This window comes from Micromonospora sp. CPCC 205554 (genome assembly GCF_036902745.1).
Taxonomy (GTDB): domain Bacteria; phylum Actinomycetota; class Actinomycetes; order Mycobacteriales; family Micromonosporaceae; genus Micromonospora; species Micromonospora tulbaghiae.
The window spans coordinates 1-25,538 of sequence record NZ_JBAKHP010000029.1 but is presented as its reverse complement, the minus strand read 5'-3'; the positions used below and the strand labels follow the sequence as shown (position 1 = coordinate 25,538).

The 25,538-nt window shown below is 73.0% G+C and carries 24 protein-coding genes; 12 read left to right on the top strand and 12 right to left on the bottom strand.

The genetic code is table 11. The features are described 5' to 3' along the window. Positions 1–11: 11 nt before the first annotated feature. Positions 12–1,292 carry a kynureninase gene (gene kynU / locus V6U82_RS26260; RefSeq protein WP_334465575.1) on the bottom strand — a complete coding sequence of 427 codons (1,281 nt, stop codon included), beginning with the start codon at positions 1,290–1,292 and terminating at the stop codon, positions 12–14. A 14-nt stretch (positions 1,293–1,306) separates the two neighbouring features. Next, complete coding sequence (locus V6U82_RS26255) at positions 1,307–2,191, bottom strand: tryptophan 2,3-dioxygenase (protein WP_334465572.1); 885 nt, start codon at positions 2,189–2,191, stop codon at positions 1,307–1,309. 142 nt (positions 2,192–2,333) lie between these two features. Here V6U82_RS26255 and V6U82_RS26250 point away from each other — a divergent pair, with 142 nt between their 5' ends. The 3 genes from V6U82_RS26250 to V6U82_RS26240 all read left to right on the top strand — a co-directional run bounded on the left by V6U82_RS26250 (position 2,334) and on the right by V6U82_RS26240 (position 4,246). After that, positions 2,334–2,774 (top strand): Lrp/AsnC family transcriptional regulator, encoded by a 441-nt coding sequence (locus V6U82_RS26250; protein WP_091423095.1) that lies wholly within the window; start codon positions 2,334–2,336, stop codon positions 2,772–2,774. A gap of 78 nt (positions 2,775–2,852) precedes the next feature. After that, entirely contained in the window at positions 2,853–3,362 is a 510-nt protein-coding gene (locus tag V6U82_RS26245; RefSeq protein ID WP_334465564.1) for a hypothetical protein, read from the top strand. Between the two features lie 14 nt (positions 3,363–3,376). After that, positions 3,377–4,246 (top strand): class F sortase, encoded by an 870-nt coding sequence (locus tag V6U82_RS26240; protein ID WP_334465561.1) that lies wholly within the window; start codon positions 3,377–3,379, stop codon positions 4,244–4,246. A 9-nt stretch (positions 4,247–4,255) separates the two neighbouring features. On the opposite strand, the gene V6U82_RS26235 is transcribed toward V6U82_RS26240, so the two are convergent. Then, on the bottom strand, positions 4,256–4,795 hold the full coding sequence (locus V6U82_RS26235; RefSeq protein ID WP_013288071.1) for an HNH endonuclease: 540 nt from the start codon (positions 4,793–4,795) through the stop codon (positions 4,256–4,258). Positions 4,796–5,050: 255 nt separating this feature from the next. On the opposite strand from V6U82_RS26235, the gene V6U82_RS26230 reads away from it, so the two are divergent. From V6U82_RS26230 to V6U82_RS26220, 3 genes are all read left to right on the top strand, one after another. Then, complete coding sequence (locus tag V6U82_RS26230) at positions 5,051–6,079, top strand: mechanosensitive ion channel family protein (protein ID WP_258545211.1); 1,029 nt, start codon at positions 5,051–5,053, stop codon at positions 6,077–6,079. 234 nt (positions 6,080–6,313) lie between these two features. Beyond that, complete coding sequence (locus V6U82_RS26225; RefSeq protein ID WP_181726691.1) at positions 6,314–7,687, top strand: MFS transporter; 1,374 nt, start codon at positions 6,314–6,316, stop codon at positions 7,685–7,687. 78 nt (positions 7,688–7,765) lie between these two features. Next, complete coding sequence (locus V6U82_RS26220) at positions 7,766–8,152, top strand: globin (RefSeq protein ID WP_128138338.1); 387 nt, start codon at positions 7,766–7,768, stop codon at positions 8,150–8,152. 7 nt (positions 8,153–8,159) lie between these two features. Here V6U82_RS26220 and V6U82_RS26215 read toward each other — a convergent pair whose 3' ends face one another. The 4 genes from V6U82_RS26215 to ettA all read right to left on the bottom strand — a co-directional run bounded on the left by V6U82_RS26215 (position 8,160) and on the right by ettA (position 11,647). Continuing rightward, entirely contained in the window at positions 8,160–8,744 is a 585-nt protein-coding gene (locus V6U82_RS26215; RefSeq protein WP_120573571.1) for a YbjN domain-containing protein, read from the bottom strand. Positions 8,745–8,875: 131 nt separating this feature from the next. After that, positions 8,876–9,538: a hypothetical protein gene (locus V6U82_RS26210; RefSeq protein WP_334465557.1), complete on the bottom strand. Its 663-nt coding sequence runs from the start codon at positions 9,536–9,538 to the stop codon at positions 8,876–8,878. Next, positions 9,535–9,978 carry an acyl-CoA thioesterase gene (locus tag V6U82_RS26205; protein WP_128137868.1) on the bottom strand — a complete coding sequence of 148 codons (444 nt, stop codon included), beginning with the start codon at positions 9,976–9,978 and terminating at the stop codon, positions 9,535–9,537. The genes V6U82_RS26210 and V6U82_RS26205 overlap by 4 nt, the downstream gene beginning before the upstream one ends. Next, a complete protein-coding gene (gene ettA, locus V6U82_RS26200; RefSeq protein ID WP_128137867.1) occupies positions 9,971–11,647 on the bottom strand; it encodes an energy-dependent translational throttle protein EttA in 1,677 nt (558 codons plus the stop codon). The genes V6U82_RS26205 and ettA overlap by 8 nt, the downstream gene beginning before the upstream one ends. A 213-nt stretch (positions 11,648–11,860) precedes the next feature. Here ettA and V6U82_RS26195 point away from each other — a divergent pair, with 213 nt between their 5' ends. The 4 genes from V6U82_RS26195 to otsB all read left to right on the top strand — a co-directional run bounded on the left by V6U82_RS26195 (position 11,861) and on the right by otsB (position 16,673). Next, a complete protein-coding gene (locus V6U82_RS26195) occupies positions 11,861–12,145 on the top strand; it encodes a hypothetical protein (RefSeq protein WP_128137866.1) in 285 nt (94 codons plus the stop codon). Next, complete coding sequence (locus V6U82_RS26190; protein WP_128137865.1) at positions 12,142–12,534, top strand: hypothetical protein; 393 nt, start codon at positions 12,142–12,144, stop codon at positions 12,532–12,534. The genes V6U82_RS26195 and V6U82_RS26190 overlap by 4 nt, the downstream gene beginning before the upstream one ends. 141 nt (positions 12,535–12,675) lie before the next feature. Then, positions 12,676–14,076: an alpha,alpha-trehalose-phosphate synthase (UDP-forming) gene (locus V6U82_RS26185; protein ID WP_013288079.1), complete on the top strand. Its 1,401-nt coding sequence runs from the start codon at positions 12,676–12,678 to the stop codon at positions 14,074–14,076. Continuing rightward, positions 14,073–16,673, top strand: coding sequence for a trehalose-phosphatase (otsB, locus tag V6U82_RS26180; RefSeq protein ID WP_334465552.1), 2,601 nt, complete (start codon positions 14,073–14,075; stop codon positions 16,671–16,673). Before V6U82_RS26185 ends, otsB begins: the two co-directional genes overlap by 4 nt. Positions 16,674–16,711: 38 nt before the next feature. Here the strand turns inward: otsB and cobA are convergent, their stop codons facing one another. The 3 genes from cobA to cobC are packed head-to-tail and all read right to left on the bottom strand — an operon-like array spanning position 16,712 to position 20,096. Continuing rightward, complete coding sequence (gene cobA, locus V6U82_RS26175) at positions 16,712–17,947, bottom strand: uroporphyrinogen-III C-methyltransferase (RefSeq protein ID WP_334465549.1); 1,236 nt, start codon at positions 17,945–17,947, stop codon at positions 16,712–16,714. Beyond that, the gene (gene cobT, locus V6U82_RS26170; RefSeq protein WP_334465684.1) at positions 17,944–19,014 is read right to left on the bottom strand and encodes a nicotinate-nucleotide--dimethylbenzimidazole phosphoribosyltransferase; all 1,071 of its coding nucleotides are present in this window, start codon (positions 19,012–19,014) and stop codon (positions 17,944–17,946) included. Before cobT ends, cobA begins: the two co-directional genes overlap by 4 nt. Continuing rightward, positions 19,014–20,096 (bottom strand): Rv2231c family pyridoxal phosphate-dependent protein CobC, encoded by a 1,083-nt coding sequence (cobC, locus tag V6U82_RS26165; RefSeq protein WP_334465546.1) that lies wholly within the window; start codon positions 20,094–20,096, stop codon positions 19,014–19,016. Before cobC ends, cobT begins: the two co-directional genes overlap by 1 nt. Positions 20,097–20,217: 121 nt before the next feature. Between cobC and V6U82_RS26160 the strand changes: the two genes are divergently transcribed. Further along, positions 20,218–22,350, top strand: a complete 2,133-nt coding sequence (locus V6U82_RS26160; protein WP_128138756.1) for a transglycosylase domain-containing protein — start codon at positions 20,218–20,220, stop codon at positions 22,348–22,350. 121 nt (positions 22,351–22,471) lie between these two features. Here V6U82_RS26160 and V6U82_RS26155 read toward each other — a convergent pair whose 3' ends face one another. Together V6U82_RS26155 and V6U82_RS26150 are read right to left on the bottom strand one after the other, a co-directional pair. Next, positions 22,472–23,041, bottom strand: a complete 570-nt coding sequence (locus V6U82_RS26155) for a GNAT family N-acetyltransferase (RefSeq protein ID WP_334465541.1) — start codon at positions 23,039–23,041, stop codon at positions 22,472–22,474. After that, positions 23,038–24,408, bottom strand: a complete 1,371-nt coding sequence (locus V6U82_RS26150; RefSeq protein WP_334465538.1) for a cobyrinate a,c-diamide synthase — start codon at positions 24,406–24,408, stop codon at positions 23,038–23,040. Before V6U82_RS26150 ends, V6U82_RS26155 begins: the two co-directional genes overlap by 4 nt. Before the next feature lie 134 nt (positions 24,409–24,542). Between V6U82_RS26150 and V6U82_RS26145 the strand changes: the two genes are divergently transcribed. Beyond that, on the top strand, positions 24,543–25,361 hold the full coding sequence (locus V6U82_RS26145) for an SURF1 family cytochrome oxidase biogenesis protein (RefSeq protein ID WP_334465536.1): 819 nt from the start codon (positions 24,543–24,545) through the stop codon (positions 25,359–25,361). Positions 25,362–25,538: the final 177 nt, after the last annotated feature.

Sequence of the window (25,538 nt, the reverse complement as noted above, 5' to 3'; positions counted from 1 at the left end):
ACTCCTCGCGCTCACGAGCCCTCCTTCTCGACAGTCGCCGCCAGCGCCTCGGCGACCCGCCAGCAGTCGTGGTACGTGGAGTAGAGCGGCACCGGCGCGAACCGGACGATGTCCGGCTCCCGGGCGTCGGCGATCACGCCGTGCTCGTGCCGCAGCCGCTTGGTCAGCTCGTTCGCGCTACCGACTCCGATCCGCACGGAGAGCTGGCAACCGCGGCGGGCCGGGTCGCGCGGGGTGACCACGGTGAGCGGACGGCCGGGCGTCACCTCGTCGAGGAGCTGCTCCAGCCAAGCGGTGAGCCGCAGGCTGCGTTCGCGCAGCGCCGGCATGCCGACGGAGTCGAACAGCTCCAGCGACGTACGCACCGGGCCCATCGCGAAGATCGGCGGGTTGGAGATCTGCCACGCCTCGACGGTGGCCGGCGGCCGGGACACCGGCGTCATCTCGAACCGGGTTGCCGCCTCGGTGCTCCACCAGCCCTCGAAGCGCTGGATCGACGGGTCGCCGAGGTGCCGCTCGTGGACGAAGACGCCGCCCAGCGCACCCGGGCCGGAGTTGAGGTACTTGTACGAGCACCAGGCGGCGAAGTCGACGTCCCAGTCGTGCAGCGCCAGCGGCACGTTGCCGGCGGCGTGCGCCAGGTCCCAGCCGACCACCGCGCCCGCGGCCCGGCCGGCGGCGGTGATGGCGGGGATGTCCATCAGCTCGCCGGTCAGGTAGTTCACGCCGCCGAGCATCAGCAGCGCCACCGTGTGACCCTCGCGGGCCAGGAAGTCCAGCACGTCCTCGGTGCCGAGCGTGTCGGAGCCGGGACGCGGCTTGAGGCGGACCACAGTGGTGTCCGGGTCCAGGCCGTGGAAGCGGGCCTGGCTGCGCACGGCGTAGCTGTCCGAGGGGAACGCGCTGTCCTCGATGACGATGCGGGTGCGCTCGCCGGCCGGACGGTAGAAGCTGACCATCAGCAGGTGCAGGTTCACCGTGAGGGAGTTCATCACCACGGTCTCCGCGGGCAGCGCGCCGACCAGGCGGGCGGCCGGTGCGGTCAGCAGCTCGTGGTACGGCAGCCAGGGCCGCTCCGACTCCAGGTGCCCCTCGACGCCCAGGCGGCTCCAGGCGTCCAGGTCGGCCAGGAGTTCGTCCCGGGTGGCCCGCGGCTGGAGGCCGAGCGAGTTGCCGGCCAGGTACGCCGTGTCGGGGTAGCGCCCGCCGTCCGCGGGTGGGATGTGGAACAGGTGCCGGTGGCCGGGGTCGGCGGCGTCGCGGCGGAGGGCTTCGTTCTCGGGGGTGTGCATGCTGTTCTCTCTCGTCACATCGCGGTGCGGGCCGACCACAGCTCCGGGAAGACCACCCGGGCCATGCTGCGCTGCAACCATGCCAGTCCGGCGGAACCGCCGCTGCCGACCTTGGCGCCCATGGTGCGCTGGACGGCCTTGACGTGGTTCCAGCGCCAGTCGCCGAACTCCTCGGCGATCTCGGTCAGCGCGTCACCGAGCAGGCGCAGGTGGTTGTCCGGCCCGTTGTCGCCGTAGATCCGGACCCAGGCCGCCTCGATCGCCGGGTGCGCCTCGTGCTCGGCGTTCACGTCCCGGGACAGCAGCTCGTCCGGCACGTCGAAGCCCTGACGGGCCAGCAGCGCCACCACCTCGTCCCAGAGGCTCGGCGTGGCGAGCGCGGCGGTCAGCTCGTCGTACACCTCGCTGTGCCGGCGGAACGGGCGGATCAGCGCCCGGTCGCGCAGGCCGAGCAGGAACTCCAGCTGACGGTACATGGCGGACTGGAAGCCGGAGCCCTCGCCGAGCCGGTCGCGGAAGCGGTTGAAGTCGGCCGGGCTCATCCAGCGCAGGCCGTGCCACGCGGCGTTGAGGCCCTCCAGGTGCAGGGCGGCCCGGCGCAGCGGGGGCAGCGCCTCCCAGATCCGGTCCTCGCGCAGCTCGCGCTTGGCGTGCCGCAGCTCGTGGCAGGTCAGGCCGAAGTACAGCTCCATGATCTGGCTGACCATCAGGAAGGACATCTCGCCCGGGTCGTCGCTGAGCGGCTCCTGGAGCCGGTGCAGCGTGCTGGCCCGCACGTACGCGTCGTACGGCACGCGGTCGGCGAACTCCAGCGTCGGCTCGCCGCCGTTGCGCGCCGCCCGTGCCGCCCGTTCCTGGGGGGTTACCGGGCGCACCGCCGTCGTCTGTTCCACAGTCATTCTCCGTCCGTGCGCGGGGTAGACGTCATGATCCCGCTGGTGGGCGGCCGAATGGAATGCCTGTTCAACGGCGGTATGGTGGTCTCACTTCGCGAACCGAAACCATCTCGCGTCGCCGTCTTTACGGAAGGAAGGTCCGCGCGTGGACGACATGGACTGGGCGCTGCTGCGCGAGCTCCAGGCCGACGCCCGGCTCTCGTACAGCGAGTTGTCCCGCCGGGTCCACCTGTCGCCGCCCGCTGTCGCCGAGCGGGTGCGGCGGCTGGAGGAATCCGGTGTGATCACCGGCTACCACGCCCACGTCGACCTCACCCGGGCCGGGCGCACAGTGCTCGCGCTGATCCGGATGTCCTGCTACGGCGCGCGCTGCATCCTCAACGACCCCGACGTCGCGGGCTGGCCAGAAATCATGGAGATCCACCGGATCACCGGGGACGCGTGCAGCATGCTCAAGGTCGCCGCCACCAACATGGGCGAGTTCGAGGAGGTCATCGACCGTCTCGCGCCGTACGGGCAGCCGTCCAGCACGATGGTGCTCTCCACCCCGCTGGCCTGGCACCCCGTGGTCAAGGCACCTCGTTAGCTTCCCCCGCCCTCCGGGAAAGCAGGCGCCGCTGCCCGTCAGTGGTCCGGCGCACCGTCGCGCCGGGAGGGGGGAACCATGCGAGGGCTCCTGTCACATCGTGCGCTGTCGTCCGTGTTGGGCCTGCTCGGCCTGGTCGCGGCGTTCGTCCTGACCACCGCGCCGCCGGCCCGGGCCGGGGAGAGCGTGTTCATCGAGGTGACGCCGAACAGCGTCCAGGCCGGTTCCCGGGTCAGCCTGCGGGCCGGTTGCGACAACAGCAACAACCGCCAGGCCCAGGTCACCTCCGACGCCTTCGGGCGGGTGACGCTGCGGCCGGACAACGGCTTCCTCACCGGGTCGGTCACCGTGCCCGGCAACAAGGCACCGGGCGACTACCCGGTGAACCTGGACTGCTCCAACGGCAACACCGCCTCGACCATGCTCACCGTGCTCAACATGGCGCAGCCGAGCAAGGGGCCGGCGACCGGCGGCGGTGGCACCGCGGGTAGCCGGGGCACCGGTTCGCTGCTGCTGGTCGGTGGTCTGGTCGCGGTGGCAGTGGTGGCCGGTGTGAGCGCCCGCCGCAAGACCGGCGGCCGCGCCTGACGAGAGGTGCCGCGATGGCCCGCTCATCGCGCCGCCGGGACCGTACCGGCCCGGCGGCGGACCGCAGACGCCGCGACGCCGCCCGTCCCGGCCGCCCGTCGCGGCAGCGCGCCGGCCGGCTCCGGGCCGCGCTGCGGCTGACCGCCGGAGCCGCGCGCCGGTTCGCCCACGTCGCCGGGCACGCGTTCTCGGCCAGCGTCGCCACCGCCGACCCGCAGTCCCGGCCGGTCCCGGCCCGCGCCGCCCGGACCACCACCCGCCGGTACGCCCCGAGCCGCAACCCGGGTGTCCCGGTACTCGTGGTGGCGAGCGTGATGGCGCTGATCGTGGCGATGCTCGGCGTGGAACGGGTGACCGGTGTCAGCGTGCTGCCGGACCGGATCGTCGCCGGCCTGCGCCCGCCGCCGAAGAAGTTCCCGGTGCTGCCGGCCAGTCCGCCGACGGACCTGAGCATCGGCAAACTGAACCTGCGTGCGCCGGTGCACCGGGTGGGCATCGCGCCGGACGGCAGCATCGGCGTGCCGGACGTGGAGCGGGCCGGCGAGGTCGGCTGGTACGACCAGGGGCCCACCCCCGGCCAGTACGGACCGGCCGTGCTCGTCGGGCACGTCGACACCACCACCGGTCCGGCCGTCTTCCACGGGCTGAAGGAGCTGGACGACGGCGACCGGATCGAGGTGACCCGCGAGGACCGCTCGGTGGCGGTGTTCGAGGTGACCTCGATCGAGCGGTACGGCAAGGAGAAGCTGCCGGTGGAGGACGTCTACGGCGATTTCAGCCGGCCCAACCTGCGGCTGATCACCTGCGGCGGGCGCTGGGTCGGCGGCGAGACCGGGTACGCGGACAACCTGGTCGTCTACGCCTCACTGGTCAAGGCGCGCTGAGCGGGCCGGTCAGGCCGCCTCGGGCTCGGGCTCGCGCAGGTCGAGCCAGTCCGCCCAGCGCGGGTCGGGGGCGCGGTGCCCGAGCACCCGCCAGGCGGCTCCTTTGGGCGCGGCCGGCAGGTGGTGCAGCCGCCAGCCCAGCTCGGCCGGCGTCTTGTCGCCTTTGGTGTGGTTGCACCGCGCGCATGCGGCGACCACGTTCTCCCAGGCGTGCCGGCCGCCCCGGCTGCGCGGGAAGACGTGGTCGATGGTCTCCGCCGGCCCCCGGCAGTAGGCGCAACGCCACCCGTCGCGGGCGAACACGGCCCGCCGGGACAACCCGACGTGGGTGCGGTACGGCACCCGGACGTAGCGGGTCAGGCGCACCACCGAGGGCACCGGTAACGCGTTGCGCGCGCTGTGCAGGATGCCCTCGCCGTCGGCGACGCAGACCGCCTTGGCGCTGAGGACGAGGATCGCGGCACGACGCACCGACACGACGCACAGGGGCTCGTAGGTGGCGTTGAGAACGAGTGCACCGGAGCCCGCCGTGGGTCGTATGTCAGGCATCGTGCTCACCCTCCCGGTCCAGCCGCTCCCGCCTCGTCTGCGCCGGAACCGCCCCGCGGACAGCGCGGAACGGCTCCGACGCCGGCCGGATCACCGACGTCCGTTGCGCCAATAGTCCCTGATCGCGCCCCGGATTGCACGTACTAATCCGGGCTACCCCCTCCGGTAGCGACACTTCGCCGAGGTGGCGGTGTCCGCCCTCGGTCACCGGTGCGGTACGAAAGCAGGGTGAACGTCTCCGACCTGATCTCCGCCCTGCTGTCGGCCTTCTCCGACCGGCGCCCGGACTGCCAGGGCAGCAGTTCCTGCGAGTTCCTGTACCGGCTCACCGGCTCCGCCTGGTTCGCCGAGAGCAGCTACTGGATCCTGCTGAAGCCGCTGCGGGTCGCGTTGATCCTGTTGATCGCGGTGGCCGCCCGCTGGGCGCTGCACCGGACCATCAACCGGCTGGTGCGGACCACCACCGACGGCGCGGTGCCGACCATGCTCCGCCCGCTGCGCGAACGGATCCCCAGTGCCGCGCCCGACCCGGAGCAGTTCGTGCCGGAGCGACGGCGGCAGCGGGCCGAGGCGATCGGGTCGGTGCTGCGCAGCATGGTCACCGCGTTCGTCTTCGGCATCGCGCTGCTGATGGTGCTCAAGGAGTTCAGCTTCGACCTGGCCCCGCTGCTGGCCAGCGCGGGCATCGCCGGCGTGGCGCTCGGCTTCGGCGCGCAGAGCCTGGTCAAGGACCTGATCGCCGGCCTGTTCATGCTCATCGAGGACCAGTACGGCGTCGGCGACACCGTCGACCTGGGCGAGGCGACAGGCGTGGTCGAGGCGGTGGGGCTGCGGGTCACCACGGTCCGGGACGGCCGCGGCGTGCTCTGGTACATCCGCAACGGCGAGATCGTCCGCGTCGGGAACAAGAGCCAGGGCTGGGCGCTGGTCGTGGTCGACCTGCCGATCGGGTTCGCCGGCACCGAGGAGGCCACCGCCGTGCTGCGTACCGCGGCGGCGTCGGTGGCGCTGGACCCGGAGCTGGCGCCGAGCATCGTGGAGCAGCCGGAGGTCCTGGGCGTCGAACAGATGACCGTCGACGGCGCGGTGATCCGTACCGTCGTCAAGACCACCGCGGACGGGCAGTTCGCGGTCGGCCGCGAGCTGCGCCGGCGCCTCGCGGAGGCGCTGGAGAACTCGGGGATCGTCGCGCAGATCGCGGCCGCCCGGCTGTTCCCCGGCCTGCCGGTCCAGCCACCGGCGCCGCCCGCCGCCGAGGGCACGGGTACCGGCGGACCCACCTGAGCCGCCGGACGATCCGGACTATTTCCGGGGGTCGCGCGCCGCGCGGCCCCTCGGGTATCGTCCGTTCGTTCAGTCGGAGATGCGACGATCAATCCGTTCGCCCTAGCCAGTTGTCAGACGATCGGGCAGAATCCGGTGCACACGCTCCGCCGGGGGGCGTGCTCGTGTCCTCGCTGATCGGTTGATCTGACGACGGTTCCCGGTCGGGCCATCACAAGTGGTCGACCAGGAACGATGGAGGCGACGGTGTCCGACGCGCGACCCGCCCGGGAGGACCCGGCCACCTTCCGGGACGTCTTCGGTCAGTCGGAGTTCCGCGCGATCTTCGCCGCCAACACCCTCTCCTGGGTGGGTGACTACCTGGCCCGCGCCGCGGTCACCGTGCTCGTCCTGCGCGAGACCGATTCGGTCGCGCTCTCCGCCGCCGCGTTCGCCGCCAGCTACCTTCCCTGGCTGGTCGGCGGCCCCCTGCTCTCCGCGCTCGCCGAGCGGCACCGCTACCGGCGCGTCATGGTGGTCTGCGACCTCCTCCGGATGGCGCTGATGGCGCTGGTCGCGATGCCCTGGATGCCGACCTGGTCGGTCTTCGCGCTGATCTTCCTGGCCACGCTCGCGAACCCGCCGAGCCAGGCGGCGCGGTCGGCGCTGATGCCGCACATCCTGACCGGGGACCGGTTGGTCGTGGGCCTGTCCGCGTTCACCAGCGCCGGCCAGGCCGCCCAGGTCGTCGGCTACCTGATCGGCGCCACAGTGGCGGCGCTCAACCCGAACACGGCGCTGCTCGTCAACGCCGTGACCTTCGCCGTGTCGGCCGCGCTGGTCCGCTTCGGCGTACGCGAGCGGCCACCGGCGATGACCGAGATGCACCGCAGCCACCTGCTGCGGGAGACCGTCCAGGGCTTCCAGATCGTCTTCGAGCGGCCGGTGCTGCGCGCCATCGCGGTGCTGGTGTTCAGCGCGATGCTCTTCTCGATCGTCCCCGAGGGCCTGGCCGCGGGCTGGGCCGCCGACCGGACCGACGGCCGGATGGACGCCGGCACCGCCCAGGGGCTGATCATGGCCGCCGTCCCGGTCGGATACATCCTCGGCGGGCTGACCATCAGCCGGCTCGTCGGCCCGGAGCGGCGGCTGACGCTGATGCGACCGTTGATGATCATCGCGCCGGCGACGCTCGTACCCGCGCTGTTCAATCCGCCGCCGACTGTGGTGGCGCTGCTGGCCGCCGGGTGCGGCTTCGCCGTCGCCGGGCTCGTCCCGGTCGCCAACGGCCTGTTCGTGCAGGCGCTGCCGGACGGATTCCGCGCTCGGGCGTTCGGCGTCATGGCCAGCGGCACACAGATCATCCAGGGCGCCGCGGTGCTGGTCACGGGCGCGCTCGCCGAGCGGTTCTCGGTCCCGTCGGTGGTCGGCGTGTGGAGCGCCGCCGGGGTGCTGATCATGACCGTGGCCGCGCTCGCCTGGCCCCGGCCGCAGGTGATCCACGAAGCCATCGAGACCGCCCGCGCCGAGTCGGCGACCGGCGCCGGAAGCGCGCACGCGCACTCGCACGGCCCCGCGGCGGGTGACCGGAACCGCGAGCACGGCCGACGCCGGCACGCGGTGACGTGATCCGCGACGCCCGGCGGGCGGGCGCGGGCGCCGGGGCGCACCTGGCAGGATGGAAGCGTGACTTCCCCAGGCGAGTCGATGACCCTCTTCGAGGCGATCGGCGGTGAACCGGCCTTCCGCAAGCTGGTGGACGAGTTCTACGCCGGTGTCGCCGACGACCCGCTGCTGCGGCCGATGTACCCGGAGGAGGACCTGGGCCCGGCGGCGGACCGGCTGACCCTGTTCCTCATCCAGTACTGGGGTGGCCCGCACACCTACTCGGAGCAGCGCGGCCACCCGCGGCTGCGGATGCGGCACGCCCCGTTCCGGATCGGCGCGGCCGAGCGGGACGCCTGGCTGCTGCACATGCGCCGGGCGGTGGACACGCTCGACCTGCCGCCGCAGCTCGCCGCCGCGCTCTGGGACTACCTGGAGCGGGCCGCCTACTTCATGGTGAACGTGATGGAGGACCCGGCCGCCGGCTGAGCCCGGCTCAGAGCAGGGCGCCCTCGTCGTGCAGCCAGTCGACGAACGTGACGGCGACCGCGGCACCGCAGTCGAGCATCTCGACCAGCAGCGCGTCGTGGGCGCCGGCGCCGAGCGGGACCTGCAACTCGGCGTAGATCGGGAGCTGACCGCGCTCGGTCGGGTCACCGATGTACGCCTTGCAGAAGCGCCGGGTGTGGTTCCACTCGTTCACCACGCGGTAGGCCCGGTCGGCCCAGTCCGGCGGGACCGTCGCGTGCGGACGGGCCCGCATCACCAGGATCTCGTCCTCCGGGCCCTCCAGCGCGACCAGCACGGCGTGCCGCTCCCACATGGCCAGCAGGTTGCCGTCGCCGTCGGCCAGATAGCGGACGTCGAGCAGGTCGAGCGCGTCGCAGACCCGGCTCAGTGTGACCGGCGCGACGGTGGCCGGCATGTCCGCGAGGACCGGCCGCTCGGGTGGCGCCACGTCGTCCCCCGGCTGGCGAGGGGTCGGTGGGCCGACCCGGATGGTGTCATCCACTGTGGTCCCGCTTCGAGTCTCCGGCTCCCCGCCAGCGGCGGGACCAGGGCGCCATGACCACCACGGCATCGCTCGCGCACCTCACTCCCCAGCGGATCCGGACGCCTACGGTGCGTTGGATCCGAGGATGGACGGTACCCGGACAGACGGCGTGAGGCATCCCCCCAACGACCGCCCCAAACCGGAAGGACGAAGCGGGGTCATCCGTTCGGATGACCCGGCGTCGGCCTGAGTGCAAGATCGGCGACGGTACGCGACCAGGCCGCCCCGAACGGTCCGACGAGCCCGACCCATCGGCCCGCCGTGCGCACCTGAACGTCGTCCCCGCCGGCGCCGAGGAAACCCATCCGGACCAGGGCCTGCACCAGCCGCTGCGACACCTCCACGGGTGTGCGCGGCGCCTCGTCCGGGGTCACCACCACCGCGACGTGGTCCAGCAGGGCGTCCCGCAGCACCCGCTGCCCGACCGCGCGGCCCGCCACGCCGTGCGTGGCCGCCTCGCGCAGCGTCCCGGCCGCCGCCTCCGCGATCCGGCGCAGCTCGGCGCCGGGCAGCGCCTCCACCGCCCGGCTCGCCGCCGGTGGGAGCTGCCACCGCCAGCCGTCGTCCCGGCGTACCGGAAGCGCCGCGCCGCCGGCGGAGAGTTCGGCCAGCAGCTCCCCCGCGGCGACCGTGACGTCCCCGGGGGCGGTGCCCGGCACGGTACGCACCACGAGCACACCCCACGGCAGCCGCGCCCAGAGGGCGGTACGGCCCGCGCCCGGCACCGGCCGCAGCCGGACCACTGTGGCCGGGTCGAACCGGACCAGCCGGGCCAGGAAGGCCCCGGCGTCGGCCGTCCCGGTCAACCCGTGCCCGGTCACGCGCTCAGCCCCGGTGCGTAACGGAGCAGGAACGCCCGCTCCTCCGGCGAGATCCGGCGCGGTCGCTGCGCCGCCAGGTCGAACGGCACCAGCAGCGACCGGGCGGTGCCGGCCAGCGTGTCGCCGTCGTACAGCTCGTACGCGACCGAGAAGGAGGCGGCCTTGATCTGGTCCACCCACAGCTCGATCCGTACCGTCGGGGCGGCCTCCGCGCTGGCCCGGCCGAGCGCGTAGTCGACCGGGCGCAGGTAGTCGACCTCGTGCCGGCGGATGACCACACCGTCGGCGAACGAGCCCACTCCCCACGCCCGGCCGCCGGCGAACATCATCGCCACCCGGGCCTCCTCGTAGAGCGTGAGGAAGCGGGCGTTGTTGACGTGGCCGTACGCGTCCAGGTCGGACCAGCGCAGCGCGCAGTGGTAGACGAAGCGGTCAGTCACGGGTTAGCTTGCGGTAGGTCACCCGGTGCGGCCGGGCCGCCTCGGCGCCGAGGCGGTCGACCTTGTTCTTCTCGTACGCCTCGAAGTTGCCCTCGAACCAGAACCACTTGGCCGGGTTCTGGTCGTCGCCCTCCCAGGCCAGGATGTGCGTGGCGACCCGGTCCAGGAACATCCGGTCGTGGGAGATGACCACGGCGCAGCCGGGGAACTCCAGCAGCGCGTTCTCCAGGCTGGACAGCGTCTCCACGTCCAGGTCGTTGGTCGGCTCGTCGAGCAGGATGACGTTGCCGCCGATCTTGAGCGTCAGCGCCAGGTTGAGCCGGTTGCGCTCGCCGCCGGAGAGCACCTTGGTCGGCTTCTGCTGGTCCGGCCCCTTGAAGCCGAACGCGGCGATGTACGCCCGGGACGGCATCTCGACCTTGCCCACCATGAGGTGGTCCAGCCCGTCGGAGACGACCTCCCAGACGGTCTTGTCGCCGTCGAGGCCCTGCCGGTTCTGGTCGACGTACGACAGCGAGACGGTCTCGCCGACCCGGACCGAGCCGCTGGTCGGCTGCTCCAGCCCGACGATGGTCTTGAACAGCGTGGTCTTGCCGACGCCGTTCGGGCCGATGATGCCGACGATGCCGTTGCGGGGCAGCGAGAACGACAGGTTGTCGATCAGCACCCGGTCACCGAACGCCTTGGTGAGGTTCTGCGCCTCGATGACCGTGTTGCCCAGGCGCGGGCCCGGCGGGATCTGGATCTCCTCGAAGTCCAGCTTCCGGGTCTTCTCCGCCTCGGCGGCCATCTCGTCGTAGCGGTCGAGCCGGGCCTTGGACTTGGTCTGCCGCGCCTTGGCGTTCGAGCGGACCCACTCCAGCTCCTCGGAGAGGCGCTTGCGCATCTTGGCGTCGCGGCGTCCCTCGACGGAGAGCCGGGCGGCCTTCTTCTCCAGGTAGGTGGAGTAGTTGCCCTCATACGGGTAGGCCCGGCCGCGGTCCAGCTCCAGGATCCAGTTGGCCACGTTGTCCAGGAAGTACCGGTCGTGGGTGATCGCCAGGACGGTGCCGGCGTACTTGGCCAGGTGCTGCTCCAGCCACTGCACGCTCTCCGCGTCCAGGTGGTTGGTGGGCTCGTCGAGCAGCAGCAGGTCCGGCGCCTCCAGCAGCAGCTTGCACAGCGCCACCCGGCGACGCTCACCACCGGAGAGCGTGGTGACGTCGGCGTCCGGCGGCGGGCAGCGCAGCGCGTCCATCGCCAGTTCGAGCTTGGAGTCGATGTCCCACGCGTCGGCGGCGTCCAGATCCTCCTGGAGCTTGCCCATCTCCTCCATCAGCTCGTCGGAGTAGTCGGTGGCCATCTGCTCGGCGATCTTGTTGAACCGCTCCAGCTTGGCCTTCGTCTCGGCGACCGCCTCCTCGACGTTGCCGAGGACCGTCTTCTCCTCGTTGAGCGGCGGCTCCTGCGCGAGCATGCCGACGGAGTAGCCGGGCATGAGCCGGGCCTCGCCGTTGCTCGGCCGGTCCAGCCCTGCCATGATCTTGAGGAGGCTGGACTTACCGGCGCCGTTCGGACCGACCACCCCGATCTTGACACCCGGCAGGAAGTTCAGCGTCACGTTGTCGAGCACGACCTTGTCGCCGTGCGCCTTGCGCGCCTTGTCCAGGACGTAGATGAACTGGGCCACGGTGCGGGCTACCTCCGTCGGTTGCGATCGCGGGCTTGTCGGGTGCGGGGCGCGGGCGTCGATCTCCGCCTGCCGCCGCCGGCCGGGAGCCGGCCGCGCGCACGCCGCCGTCAATCCTGACAGGTACGGACCGCCACGCCCACATCACCCCACCCCAGGGGTACGGCGTCGAGCCTCGTTGCCGGCGCAGGTATGACTGAATAGCCTTGACGTATGACCAAGAAGATCGCCGTGAGCCTTCCGGACGATGTCGCGGAGCGGCTGGCCAAGGAGCCGAACGTGTCCGCCTTCGTGGCACGCGCCGTGCGCCGCCAGATGGCCGGCGAGCAGACGCGGGTGGTGCTCGCTCGCGCCGGTGTCACGATCGAGGACGAGGACGTGGACCGTGCCCACGCGGAGATGCAGCAACTCGCCGCGAGCATCACACCCGAGCTGCGCGAGCAGGCCACCAAGCTCCAGTCGGAGGTGCTTGCGGCCAGGGCGAAGGCACGCCGGTGACCCAGTTCGGGCTGGCGCTCGACACGGCCGCACTGCTGGCCTACGCCTCGGGCGCCAAGGACGTCGGCGCGAGGATCGCCGAGGCTGCCGACTACGCGCGTGACGTGCTGGTGCCCGCCCTCTGCCTGGCGCACGCGCATCAGCAGGCCACGGCTGCGCAGTGGGAGCTTCTCGAATTGCTGGCCGCGCTGCCGCACGTACAGATCACCCCGGTGGAACCGGACATGTGTGCATATCTCGGCGGCTGGTCGCGCCGGATGACCGGCCGCATGGACCTCGCGCAGCTGGCCATGGAGGCCGCCGCCAACCCGCTCGTGCCGATCGTGACGGACCGGCGGGAACTGCTCGGTGAGGTGCTGCCCAAGGAGTGGCCGGTCATCGACCTCTGAGCCACCGGTGTCGACAAGATCACGTGGTGGGTTCGGCGGTTCTGGGACGGGTAGGTAACTCCGGCACGGGGGATCAGACGCCGCAGCTACGCTCAGTACGCTCATCGCGGTGGACCCGTCAGTACCCGGAGGTGGCCGATCGTGACCGTCCGTAGCTCCTTTGTCGTAGTGGCCAACCGCCTGCCGGTCGACGAGGTGAGCACACCCGAAGGGCGGCAGTGGCGGCGCAGCCCCGGCGGGCTGGTGACCGCTCTGCACCCGGTGCTGGCCGAGCACCAGGGCACCTGGGTGGGGTGGGCCGGCGGCACCGGCGCCGCGCCCGAGCCGTTCGACCTGGAGGGCATCCGCCTGCACCCGGTGCCGCTGAGCGCCGAGGAGCTGGAGCGCTACTACGAGGGCCAGTCGAACGCGACGATCTGGCCGCTCTACCACGACGCGGTGGAGACGCCCGCCTACAAGCGGCGCTGGCGCGAGGCGTACCGGCTCGTCAACGCCCGGTTCGCGGAGGCCGCCGCCGACGTGGCCGCCGAGGGCGCCACGGTCTGGGTCCAGGACTACCAGCTCCAGCTCGTACCGGCGATGCTCCGCGAGCTGCGGCCGGACCTGCGGATCGGCTTCTTCCTGCACATCCCGTTCCCGCCGATCGAGCTGTTCATGCAGATGCCGTTCCGCACCGAGATCCTGCGAGGACTGCTCGGCGCGGACCTGGTCGGTTTCCAGCAGCGGCTGGCGGCGCAGAACTTCGTCCGCCTGGCCCGGCACCTGCTCGGCCTGCGCTACGAGGGCCAGATGATCCAGGTCGACGGCCGGCAGGTGAAGGCAGGCGCGTTCCCCATCTCGATCGACACCAAGGAGATGGAGCGGCTGGCCGAGGACCCGGCGATCCAGGCCCGGGCCAAGCAGATCCGGGAGGAACTGGGCAACCCGAAGACGATCATCCTGGGGGTCGACCGGCTCGACTACACCAAGGGCATCGAACTCCGGCTGAAGGCCTTCCGCGAACTCCTGGCTGACGGAAAGTTGACAGTTCCCGACGCGGTTATGGTGCAGGTCGCCACGCCCAGCCGCGAGCGCGTGGAGCACTACCAGGCACTTCGGGTGAAGGTGGAACGCGAGGTTGGCCGGATCAATGGTGAATTCGGCCGGGTCGGCGTGCCTGCCGTGCATTATCTGCATCAGTCGTACAGTCGCTCCGAACTGGCCGCGATGTACGTCGCGGCCGACGTGATGATGGTGACCCCGCTGCGAGACGGAATGAATCTGGTGGCCAAGGAGTACGTCGCATCGCGCGCCGACCAGGGCGGCGCGCTCGTGCTCAGTGAGTTCGCCGGCGCCGCGACAGAGCTGCGCCAGGCGTTCCTGTGTAATCCGCACGACCCGGACGCGGTGAAGGACGCGTTGCTGCGGGCCGTGCATGTCGAAAAGCCCGAAGCCCGCCGCCGGATGCGCGTCATGCAGCGCCATCTGCGCAGCCACGACGTGGGCCACTGGGCCAAGTCGTTCCTCAGCGAGCTCGGCGTCCCCGATACGGAGGCTGCGTGACCTCGCCCGCCCCCGCCGCCGCCCACGGCGGCGTGCTGGATCCCGAACTTCGTGCCGCCATCGGCCGGATCGCCCGGGTTCCGCAACTCCTGGTCGCCTGCGACTACGACGGCACACTGGCGCCGATCGTCGAGGATCCCAGCAAGGCCGTACCGCTGCCCGAGTCGGTGGCGGCCGTACGCGCGCTCGCCGCGCTGCCGCAGACGAGCGTCGCCGTCGTCTCCGGCCGGGCGTTGCGCGACCTGGCCACGCTCTCCCGGCTGCCCAGCGAGGTGCACCTCGTCGGCAGCCACGGCTCGGAGTTCGACATCGGCTTCGTCGAGCGGCTCACCCCCGAGCTGATCGCGGTCCGGCACCGGCTCCGGGAGGCGCTGCGCGAGATCGCCGCCGAGCACCCGGGCATCCGCCTGGAACGCAAGCCGGCCAGCGTGGCCGTGCACACCCGAGGCGTCGACCCGCACGTCGCCGCCCGGGCCGTCGAGGCGGTCCGCAACGGCCCCGCGACCTGGGAGGGCGTGACCGTCACCCAGGGCAAGGAGGTCATCGAGCTGTCGGTGGTCGTGACCAACAAGGGCACCGCCGTCGACCAGCTCCGCACGCAGCTCGCCGCGAGCGCGGTGCTGTTCATCGGCGACGACGTCACCGACGAGAACGCGTTCGGCAACCTGACCGGGCCGGACGTGGGCATCAAGATCGGCCCCGGGGAGACCCGGGCCGACTACCGGGTGGCCGAGCCGATCGAGGCGGCCCGCGCGCTGGGGCTGCTGCTGGAGACGCGGCGGCACTGGCTGTTCGGCGAGCGGGCGGTGCCGATCGAGCGGCACTCGATGCTCGCCAACGGCCGTACGGTCGCGCTCGTCACGCCGGAAGCCAAGATCACCTGGCTGTGCCACCCGAAGCCGGACTCGGCGGCGATCTTCGCCGACCTGGTCGGCGGCAGCCCGGCCGGGCACTTCACGGTCGGCCCGGAGCGGGGCGGCATCCCGCTGGGCCAGCGCTACCGCAGCAACACGATGACCGTCGAGACCCGCTGGTCCGGCCTGACCGTGACCGACTGGCTCGACCTGCCGGTACGGGAGACCACGCCGGACGACCCGGCCGTGGTCAGCGGCGACTCGACACTGGTCCGGGTGCTCAGCGGCACCGGGCGGGCCCGCGTCGAGTTCGCGCCGCGCCCCGAGTTCGGCCAGGTGGCGGTGCAGCTCCAGCCGCTCGACGACGGCCTGCTGGTGCTCGGCTCCAACGAGCCGGTCGCGCTGCACTCCCCCGGCGTCGAGTGGGAGGTCACCAACGACGCCGGGTACGAGACCGCGAAGGCGGTTGTCGACCTGTCGGCGGCCGGCGGCCAGGTGGTGCTGGAGCTGCGCTTCGGCACGCAGAGCCTGGAGCCGCACCGGCTGCCGTTGCACGAGCGGCAGGCCGCCGCCGAACAGCCGTGGAAGGACTGGGTGGCCTCGCTGCGGCTGCCCGCCACCGCCCGGGACCTGGTCGCCCGCAGCGCGCTGACGCTGCGCGGCCTCTGCCACGAGCCGACCGGCTCGATCCTCGCCGCGGCCACCACGTCGCTGCCGGAGGAGCTGGGCGGTGTCCGCAACTGGGACTACCGCTACTGCTGGCTGCGGGACGCGGCGATGACCGCCCGCGCGCTTGTCGACCTCGGCTCGACCGAGGAGGCCGAAGGGCTGCTGCGCTGGATCGACGGCGTGGTCGAGCGCACCGGCGGGCACCCGGAGCGGCTGCACCCGCTCTACACGGTGGACGGCTTCGAACTGGGCGCCGAGGCGGTCATCGACACGCTGCCCGGCTACGCCGGCTCCCGGCCGGTACGGGTCGGCAACCTCGCCAACCACCAGCTCCAGCTCGACGTCTTCGGCCCGGTCGCGGACCTGATCGCGGCGGTGGCCGACGCCCGGGGCTCGATCCGCGACGACGAGTGGCGGGTGCTGGAGAACATGGTCGAGGCGGTACGCCGCCGCTGGCACGAGCCCGACCACGGCATCTGGGAGGCCCGCCTCCCCCCGCGGCACCACGTCTTCTCCAAGGTCATGCTCTGGATGACAGTGGACCGGGCGCTGCACGTGGTCCGCCGGCACGGCGGCGAGGACCGGCCCGAGTGGGTCGAGCTGCGCGACCGGATCGCCGCCAACGTGCTGGAGCACGGCTGGCACCCGGAGGCCGAGGCGTACAGCGTCGCCTACGGCTACGAGGAGATGGACGCCTCGTCGCTGTGGATCGGCATCTCCGGGCTGCTCGCCGGCGACGACCCGCGCTTCCTCTCCACCGTGCTCAAGATCGAGGCGGAGTTGCGCAGCGGTCCGGTCGTCTACCGGTACCACTGGGACGACGGCCTGCCCGGCCGGGAGGGCGGCTTCCACATCTGCACGTCGTGGCTGATCGAGGCGTACCTGCGCACCGGCCGCCGCAGCGACGCGGAGGAGCTGTTCACCCAGATGGTCGACACGGCCGGGCCGACCGGGTTGCTGCCGGAGCAGTACGACCCGCTGGCCGAGCGCGGGCTGGGCAACCACCCGCAGGCGTACAGCCACCTCGGCCTGGTCCGCTGCGCCCTGCTGCTGGACAACATGCTCAAGCAGTGACCGCACCGGGGCGGGGGACCTCACTCCCCCGCCCCGAGTCAGGGCGTCAGGGCGTGGACCACGTCGCCTACGACCACGATCGCGGGTGGGCGTAGGGCGGCGGCCTCCACGTCTGCCGCGACCGTGGCGAGCGTGCAGCGCAGCGTCCGCTGGGCGGCCGTCGTGCCTTCCTGGATCACCGCGGCCGGAGTGTCCGCCGGCTTGCCGTGCGCGATCAGGGTCGCGGCGATCGCGGCGAGGTTCTTCAGGCCCATCAGGATCACAAGCGTGCCGCGCAGCCCGGCCAGGGCGTCCCAGCGCACCAGCGACGCGGGCGCGTCGGGCGCGACGTGCCCGGACACCACTGTGAACTCGTGCGCCACGCCCCGGTGGGTCACCGGCACCCCGGCCACCTCCGGCACCGCGACAGCGCTGGTCACACCGGGTACCACAGTGACCGGCACGCCCGCCTCGGCACAGGCCAGCAGCTCCTCGCCACCACGGCCGAAGACGTACGGGTCGCCGCCCTTGAGCCGTACCACCACCTTGCCGGCCCGGGCCCGGTCCACCAGGATCCGGTTGATCTCCTCCTGGGCGCGCGACGGCCCGTACGGGATCTTGGAAGCGTCGACCAGCTCGACGTCCGGGCGCAGCTCGTCCAGGAGCAGGCCGGGCACGAGCCGGTCGGCGACGACCACCTCCGCCTCGGTGAGCAGCCGCCACCCCTTCACGGTGATCAGCTCCGGGTCGCCCGGTCCGGCGCCGACGAGCGCGACGCGTCCCCCGGCGGTGCCTGCCGCCTCGGGCGACGGCGCGAAGCCGGGGCCCGTCCGCGCACCCAGCAGCTCGCGGACGGCGTCGCGGACGCCCATCGCGCGGCGCGGGTCGCCGCCGCCGAGGACCGCCACGGTGACCGGGCCGTGCCGGGTCACCGCCGGGGTCCACGCGCTGGCCGCCGTCCGGTCGTCGGCGCGGACGCAGAAGATCCGCCGTTCGGCGGCCGCGGCGCTGACCGCAGCAGCGGCGGCCCGGTCGTCGACAGCCACCTGCACCAGCCACGCGCCGTCCAGGTCGCCGGGGACGAACCGGCGCGGCTCCCAGTGCAGCCGCCCGGCGTCGACGTGCGCGCGCAGCGCCGGGGTCAGTTCGGGCGACACCAGCAGCACGTCCGCGCCGGCGTCGAGCAGCGCGGGCACCCGCCGGGTGGCGACCGCTCCCCCGCCCACGACGACCACGCGCCGCCCGCCCAGCCGCAACCCCAGGGGGTACGGGCTCGGCGGCGTCGGTCCGGTCACTTCTCCGCCACCCCGGCGGAGTCGAACGTGGCCACCTCGTGCAGCACCCGGACCGCGCCGGTGACCACGGGCAGGGCGAGCAGCGCCCCGGTGCCCTCGCCGAGCCGCAGTCCCAGGTCGATCAGCGGCTCCAGGCCGAGGTGCCGCAGCGCCGCCGTGGCGCCCGGCTCGGCGCTGCGGTGCCCGGCGACCATCGCGCCCACCGCGTCGGGCGCGAACGCGGCGGCGGCGAGTGCGGCGCTCACCGCGATCACGCCGTCGAGCAGCACCGGCACCCGCCGGGCGGCGGCGCCGAGGATCAGGCCGGCCAGCGCGGCGTGCTCCAGCCCGCCGACCGTCGCCAGCACGCCCAGCGGGTCGGCCGGGTCGGGCTCGTGCCGGACCAGCGCGGCCCGCACCACAGCCACCTTGCGGGCGTACGTCTCGTCGTCGACCCCGGTGCCCCGGCCGGTGGCCGACTCCGCGTCCACACCGGAGAACGCGGCGATGAGGGTGGCGGACGGGGTGGTGTTGCCGATGCCCATGTCGCCGGTGAGCAGGATGCCCGCCCCGGCGTCGATCAGCTCACCGGCGACCCGGATGCCGGTCTCGACGGCCGTGCGGGCCTCGTCCCGGGTCAGCGCGGCGGTGACCGTCATGTCCCGGGTGCCGGGGCGGACGTTCGCGGCCACCAGACGCGGCCCGGCCGGGTCGGCGGACTCGGCACCCGGGATCGGCGTGGCCACGCCGACGTCCACCACCGTGACCGAGGCGCCGGCCTGACGGGCGAACGCGTTGACCACCGCGCCGCCGGCCAGGAAGTTGGCGATCATCTGGGCGGTGACCTCCTGCGGCCACGGGGTCACGCCCTGGGCGTGCACGCCGTGGTCGCCGGCGAAGATCGCCACCGCGGCCGGCTCGGGCAGCGGCGGCGGGCAGGCGCCGGCCAGCCCGGCGAGGCGTACCGAGAGCGGCTCCAGGGCGCCGAGCGATCCGGCGGGCTTGGTCAGCCGGCCCTGCAATTCGCGGGCCGCCGCCATGGCGGCCTCGTCGAGCGGCCGGATCGCCGCGACTGTGGACTCCAGCATCATGCCTCCAGGATCCGTGCCAGCGTCTCGATGAACGCGTCGGTGGTGCCCCGGTCGCGTACGGCGATCCGGAGCCAGTCCGGGCCGAGCCCGGGGAACGTGTCGCCCCGGCGTACCGCCCAGCCGTGCGCGCGCAGCCGCTCGCGTACGTCGGCGGCGCCGGCCACGTGGATCAGGACGAAGGCAGCTGCCGGGCGGCCCGCCACGCGTACCCCCGGCAGGCCGGACAGGCGGGCCACCAGGTGGTCGCGGTCGGCGGCGAGTTCGGCGGCGATGGCGCGTTCGGCCGCGACGGCGGCCGGCGCGGCGCAGGCGGTGGCGGCGGCGAGCGCCGGGGTGGAGACCGCCCAGAGCGGCTGCGCGGCGGCGAACCGGGCCAGCAGCGCGGCTTCGCCGAGCAGGTAGCCGATCCGCAGCCCGGCCAGGCCCCAGGTCTTGGTGAGGCTGCGCACCACCACGAGGCCGGGCAGGTCGCGGCGGGCGGCGAGCGACTCGGGCTCGCCGTCGGCGCCGGGCGCGGCGGTGGTGTCGGCGAACGCCTCGTCGACCACGAGCACCCGGCCAGGACGGGCCAGCGCGGCGATCGTGTCCGCCGGGTGCAGCACCGAGGTCGGGTTCGTGGGGTTGCCGATCATGACCAGGTCGGCGTCGCCGGGGACGCGGGCCGGGTCCAGGCGGAAGCCGTCGGCCGGGTCGAGCAGCACCCGGTCCACCCGGTGCCCGGCGGCCCGCAGCGCGGCCTCCGGCTCGGTGAACTGCGGGTGCACCACCACGGGGCGGCGGACGCCGGACAGCGCGCGGGCGATCAGGACGAAACCCTCGGCGGCGCCGGCGGTCAGGAGTACCTCCTCCGGGGGTCGCCCGTGCCGGTGAGCGACGGCGGCGCGGGCCGGCGCCGGGTCCGGGTACGCGGCCAGGTCGCCGAGCGCGGCGATGATCGGGTCGGCCAGCCAGTCCGGCATCGGGGCACGGCGCACGTTCACCGCCAGGTCCACCAGGCCGGGCGTGGCCTCGGCGTCCCCGTGGTGGCCCAGGTCGGGCTCGTCGAGCGCGGCGGCGCTCCCGGTCGGTGCTGCGGGCATGTCCGCGATCCTGCCGGGTAGCCGCCGCCCGGGACAGCGCATCCCGGCGTGGGTCGCGTCACGGTCCGCCAGTTTATGAGTTCTTCTCATTTCCGAATCGGAAATGTCATAGCTTGACCCCGTGAGCAGTCGTCCCCTTGCTTCCGCTGGCCGTCTCGTTCCCCTTCTCCGCGCCGGGCTGATCGCCGGCATCGTGGTCGCGGCCGCCCTGTACCCGCTGGTCGCCGTCACCGGCATCGGGGCCAAGGCCACCGCGCACGCGATCGAACAGAAGACGAACATCCTCAAGACCGCGCTGCCGGCCGAGACCTCGTACGTCTACGCGCCGGACGGCAAGACCGTGCTGACGATGTTCTACGAGGAGTACCGGCAGTACACCAAGATCGAGAACATGTCGCCGAACATCCAGCAGGCGATCGTCGCCGCCGAGGACAACCGCTTCTACCAGCACCACGGCGTCGACCCGAAGGGCGTGGCGCGTGCTTTCGTCTCCAACGCCCGGTCCGGCGGCGTCTCCCAGGGCGCCTCGACGATCACCATGCAGTACGTGCGGATGGCGCTGCGGGACAGCGCGACCACGCCCAGGGAGGTCCAGGAGGCCACCCAGCAGACCAGCCTGCGCAAGGTCAAGGAGATGCGCATGGCGCTGGACATCGAGAAGCACCTGAGCAAGGACCAGATCCTGGAGCGCTACCTCAACTCGGCCTACTTCGGTCACCGCGCGTACGGGATCTACGCGGCCTCGCAGATCTTCTTCTCCAAGACCCCGGCCACGCTCACCCCGGTCGAGGCGGCCACGCTGGCCGGGCTGGTGAAGTCACCGTCGGAGTACGACCCGATCACCTCGGACCAGAAGGACGCCACCGGACGGCGCAACTACGTGCTGGACAACATGGCCCGCCTCGGCTACCTGTCGCCGGATGCCGCCGCCGCTGCGAAGGGTCAGCCGATCAAGCTGAAGCTGACCACACCGCCCAACGACTGCGCCGCGATCGACGGCGGGCACCGCAGCTGGGGCTTCTACTGCGACTACCTGAAGAACTGGTGGAGCTCCCAGCCCGCGTTCGGCGAGAACCGGCTGGAACGGATGGACAAGCTGCGCCGCGGCGGCTACCGGATCGTGCTCGCGCTCGACCCGAAGACCCAGGCGGCGGCGGAGAAGAACGTCGGGGCCAAGGACAACACCGGCAGCCCGTTCGCCAACGGGATCGTGGTCGCCGAACCCGGCACCGGGCGGATCAAGGCGATGGCGGTGAACCGGAACTACTCGCTCGACCTGGCCGAGAACCCGAACAGCTCGAACCCGGAGGCCGGTCCGAAGGTCAAGGCGAACTATCCGAACACGGTGGCGCCGCTGCTCGGCGGCGGGACGCTCCCGGGCTACCAGGCCGGTTCGACGTTCAAGATGTTCCCGATGCTCGCCGCGCTCAACGCCGGGATGCCGTTGTCCACCGCGTACGACTCGCCGCACACGTACAAGTCGGCCGTCTACGACGGGTGGGCGCCGTCGAACGCCAGCGGCGCGATGACCGGCCGGCAGACCATGTGGTCCGGGTTCGGCAAGTCGGTGAACACCTACTTCGTCCAGCTGGAGGAGAAGATCGGCGCGGACGCCGGGGTGCGTCTGGCCGAGCAGCTGGGGCTGCGCTGGCGTACCGACGTGGACAAGGAGCAGGCGTCGCCGGGGAAGGCGAAGAAGTGGGGCGCGTTCACGCTCGGCGTCTCCGACGCCACCCCGCTGGAGATGGCGAACGCGTACGCCGCCATCGCCGCCGACGGGCGCTACTGCGAGGCCATCCCGGTCAACGCGATCATGAACCGGGACGGCACGCCCGCCACGTACACGACGGCCGGCGGGGTGCAGCGGGAGGTGGCCAAGCCGCGGTGCCGGCAGGTGGTGAACGCCGACGCGGCCCGCGCCGCCACCGACGCGGCGCGCTGCCCCACCGGCGACACCCCGGCCAAGGGGAGCTGCGGCGGCTGGTCGACCGCCGACAGCGTGCGCGGTACGGTCGGCCGCCCGGTCGCCGGCAAGACGGGTACGACCGACAGCACCCGGTCGGCGTGGTTCGTCGGCTACACGCCGGAGCTGGCGGCGGCGAGCTTCATCGCCGACCCGGACAATCCGTTCAACGCGGTGGGCGACGGGCAGTCGCAGATCCCGGTGAACGCGGTGGCGCAGACCTTGCGGGATTCGCTGAAGGGCCAGCCCACCCGCCAGTTCACCCCACCCTCGGACCAGATAGTCGGCTGACCCTGCCCGCCCAACCCCACCACCCTGTTCCGCCCGGGGGTGCGCCCGGGTAGTTGATCAAGGAGTTTGCGTCAGGGATCGCCCGATCCACCGACGCGAACTCCTTGATCGACGTCGGGGGTCAGCGGAGGTCGGCGGCCACGAAGGACCACAGCTCCAGGTCGACCCGGGCGCCCCTGACGAAACCGGCGTTGCGCAGCAGGCCCTCGTAGCTGAAGCCGGCCTTCTCGGCGACCCGCCGCGACGCCACGTTCCCGGCCGCCACCCGCAGCTCCACCCGTTGGAACCCGTGCTCCAGGATCAGCGCGATGGCCACCGCGTCCACCGCCTCGACTGCCAGGCCGAAGCCCCGGGCGTGCGGCGCGATCGCGTACGACAGCTCGGTGAGCCGGGCACCCCAGTCCGTGCGGCGGGCCCAGAGCGAACCGACCACCCGCTGGTCCTCCCGGCGGACCACCGCCCAGTGGTCGCCGTCGCCGCTGTCGCGCCGCTGCCGGGCCAGCTCGGTGCACCACGCCCGCCCGTCGATCTGCCCGGACGCCTCGGCCAGCGGCAGCCAGCGCTGCGTCTGCCGGTCCGCGAACACCTCGTCCACCGCCTCCGCGTCGGCGGCGACGAGATGCCGGACCTCGATGCGCGGGGTGGAGACGGTCAGTGCCGGGAACCGGCGTACCGCCACCTGCTCGATCACGCCGACGCCCCCACCGGCGCCAGCGCGGCGGCCACCAGCCGGGCCGCGATGTCCGGGTGGGCGGCCCAGTGCGGCACGAGCTGCGACGCGTGCACCGCTTGCCGGACGAAGCCCTCCGGGTTGCCACCCTCCCAGCGCCAGGCCGGCCGGTCACCGGCGCGCGGCGTGAGCACGGCGGCGTGCTGCTTGTGCCCGGTCACCGTGGCGCCGGCCGCCGCCACCACGCTGTCGGTGACCGCCGTGGCCGTGCGGTAGCCGACCACCAGGCCGTCCCGGATCGTGCCGACCGCGTCGAGCACGCCGCACATCGGCAGGCCGTCCAGCTCCCGGGCCAGCCAGAGCAGGCCGGCCCCCTCGGCGATCACCGGGCGGCCGGAGCGGGCCAGCTCGGCCACCGCGATGCAGAGGCGGCGGTTGGCGGAGAGCTGCTCCGCGTACGTCTCGGGCAGCCCGCCGCCGACGACCAGCGCGCGTGCCCCGGCGGGCAGCGCCTCGTCGCGCAGCGGATCGAGCGTGACCACCTCGGCGCCGGCGGCGCGCAGCAGCTCGGCGGTCTCGGGGTGGCTGTAGACGCCGGCCGGTCCGCCGGCGAGCGCCACCACCGGCCGCTCCCCCGACGCCTGCGGGGCGTCGGCCGGCTCCGGCGACCACGGCTCGACGGTGAGCGCGGGGGCGGAGCGGGCCAGCGCCAGCAGCCGGTCGAGGTCGACGGTGGCGGCCACCGCCTCACCGAGCCGGCGCACGCCGCGTTCGGCGTCCGCGTCGGCGCGCACCACGGGCCCGGTGCCGAACCGGCGGGCGGGCAGCACCGGGGGCAGCTCGTGCCGACGTAGCGCCCCGTAGACCGGCACGCCCACGTCGTCGAGCGCCTCGCGCAGCAGCGCCTCGTGCCGGGGCGAGGCCACCCGGTTGAGGATCACGCCGCCCAGCCACAGCTCGTCGTCGTACGCCCGGAAGCCGTGCACCAGCGCGGCCACCGACTGGCCCATCGCGGCCACGTCCACCACGAGCACCACCGGACTGCGCAGCGCCGTGGCGACGGCCGCGGTGGACTCGCTCTCCGGTCGCCCGGCGACCGAGTCGTAGAGGCCCATCGTGCCCTGCACCAGCGCGAACCCGGCGCCGGCCGAGCCGTACGCGAAAAGGGGGGCGATGCGCTCCGGGCCGACCAGTCTCGGGTCCAGCGTGCGCCCGGCGCGCCCGGCGGCGAGCCCCAGATACGCCGCGTCCACCTGGTCCGGCCCGACCTTGAACCCGGCCACCGGGATCCCCTGGTCGGTGAGCGCCGCGAGCAGGCCGAGGGAGACGGCGCCGGTGCCGTGCCCCGAGGAGGGCGCACTCAGCACGACGCGCGGCACGTCGGTCATCATCGACTCCTGATGTGGGTGGTTTCCGCCCGCGTGACCATACCCGTCCGGCCCGGCGCGCGAGGGCCGCGCACCCCGCCGTTTCTCCCTGGCAGCGGCGAGTGGCATCGCTCATACGGGTAGCCTTGGCCAACGTGTACCGGTTCCTGCTGACCCCCCGCTGGCTCGGCTACCTCGCGCTCACGCTCGTCGCCGCCACGGTGATGGTGTTCCTGGGCAACTGGCAGCTGGACCGCTACCGGGGCCGGACGGCCGTCAACGAGCGGATCGACGCCGGGGCCACCATGACGCCCGCGCCGCTGCGCGACGCGCTCCCCGCGCCCGGCGGCGGCGACGTCGGCCCCGCGCCGTCCGAGGAGCTCACGTGGAGCCGGGTCACCGCCACCGGCCGGTACGACAGCGCGAACACCGTCCTGATCCGCGGCCGGACCGTCGACCGGACGGTCGGCTTCGAGGTACTCACCCCGCTGGTGCTGGCCGACGGCACCGCGGTGCTCGTCGACCGGGGCTGGATCCCGCCCGTGCCCGGCGCCGGCGCGACAGTCCAGCCGCAGGTGCCGGCGGCGCCGGCCGGCGAGGTGACCGTCACCGGCCGGGTGGTCGGCAGCGAGAGCGGTGGCGGCGCGGTCAGCCGGCGCGACGGCAAGCTGGAGGCCCGGCGCATCGACATCCCCCGCCTGGCCCAGCAGCTCCCCTACCCGGTGACCGGCGGCTACGTGCTGCTCGACGGGCAGACGCCGGCCGCCGACCCGGCCTTCCAGGCGGTCCAGATCGGGCACACCAACAACTGGCAGAACTTCGGCTACGTCTGGCAGTGGTGGATCTTCGCGGTGATGAGCCTGTTCGGCTTCGGCTGGGTGGCGCGCCGGGAGGCCCGTCGCCGGGCCGGGCTGGACGCCCCGGGTGAGCCGGTGGACCGCGCCGCCGAGCCGGCCGCCCCGACCTCCGCCTGAGCCTCACCGGGCACGGCCCGCCTCGTCGATCCTCGGCACGGGCGCCCGTTACTCGCCGTAGCCGCCGTCGACGAAGGACTCCTCCCGACGGATATGCCTGAGAGGCATAAATATGGGTCTTGTGACGGATGTGTGGGTCGGGTGTTCATGGGCGGGGTAGTTCGGGTCGGTGGCCGC

What these genes read in the sequence shown, in the direction of transcription:
- V6U82_RS26235 (WP_013288071.1), bottom strand. Translation starts at nt 4,795, where the DNA reads ATGCCTGACATACGACCCACGGCGGGCTCCGGTGCACTCGTTCTCAAC.
- V6U82_RS26195 (WP_128137866.1), top strand. Translation starts at nt 11,861, where the DNA reads ATGACCAAGAAGATCGCCGTGAGCCTTCCGGACGATGTCGCGGAGCGG.
- V6U82_RS26245 (WP_334465564.1), top strand. Translation starts at nt 2,853, where the DNA reads ATGCGAGGGCTCCTGTCACATCGTGCGCTGTCGTCCGTGTTGGGCCTG.
- cobC (WP_334465546.1), bottom strand. Translation starts at nt 20,096, where the DNA reads ATGCCCGCAGCACCGACCGGGAGCGCCGCCGCGCTCGACGAGCCCGAC.
- V6U82_RS26220 (WP_128138338.1), top strand. Translation starts at nt 7,766, where the DNA reads ATGACCCTCTTCGAGGCGATCGGCGGTGAACCGGCCTTCCGCAAGCTG.
- V6U82_RS26215 (WP_120573571.1), bottom strand. Translation starts at nt 8,744, where the DNA reads ATGCCGTGGTGGTCATGGCGCCCTGGTCCCGCCGCTGGCGGGGAGCCG.
- V6U82_RS26255 (WP_334465572.1), bottom strand. Translation starts at nt 2,191, where the DNA reads ATGACTGTGGAACAGACGACGGCGGTGCGCCCGGTAACCCCCCAGGAA.
- cobT (WP_334465684.1), bottom strand. Translation starts at nt 19,014, where the DNA reads ATGCTGGAGTCCACAGTCGCGGCGATCCGGCCGCTCGACGAGGCCGCC.
- V6U82_RS26240 (WP_334465561.1), top strand. Translation starts at nt 3,377, where the DNA reads ATGGCCCGCTCATCGCGCCGCCGGGACCGTACCGGCCCGGCGGCGGAC.
- V6U82_RS26150 (WP_334465538.1), bottom strand. Translation starts at nt 24,408, where the DNA reads ATGACCGACGTGCCGCGCGTCGTGCTGAGTGCGCCCTCCTCGGGGCAC.
- kynU (WP_334465575.1), bottom strand. Translation starts at nt 1,292, where the DNA reads ATGCACACCCCCGAGAACGAAGCCCTCCGCCGCGACGCCGCCGACCCC.
- V6U82_RS26225 (WP_181726691.1), top strand. Translation starts at nt 6,314, where the DNA reads ATGGAGGCGACGGTGTCCGACGCGCGACCCGCCCGGGAGGACCCGGCC.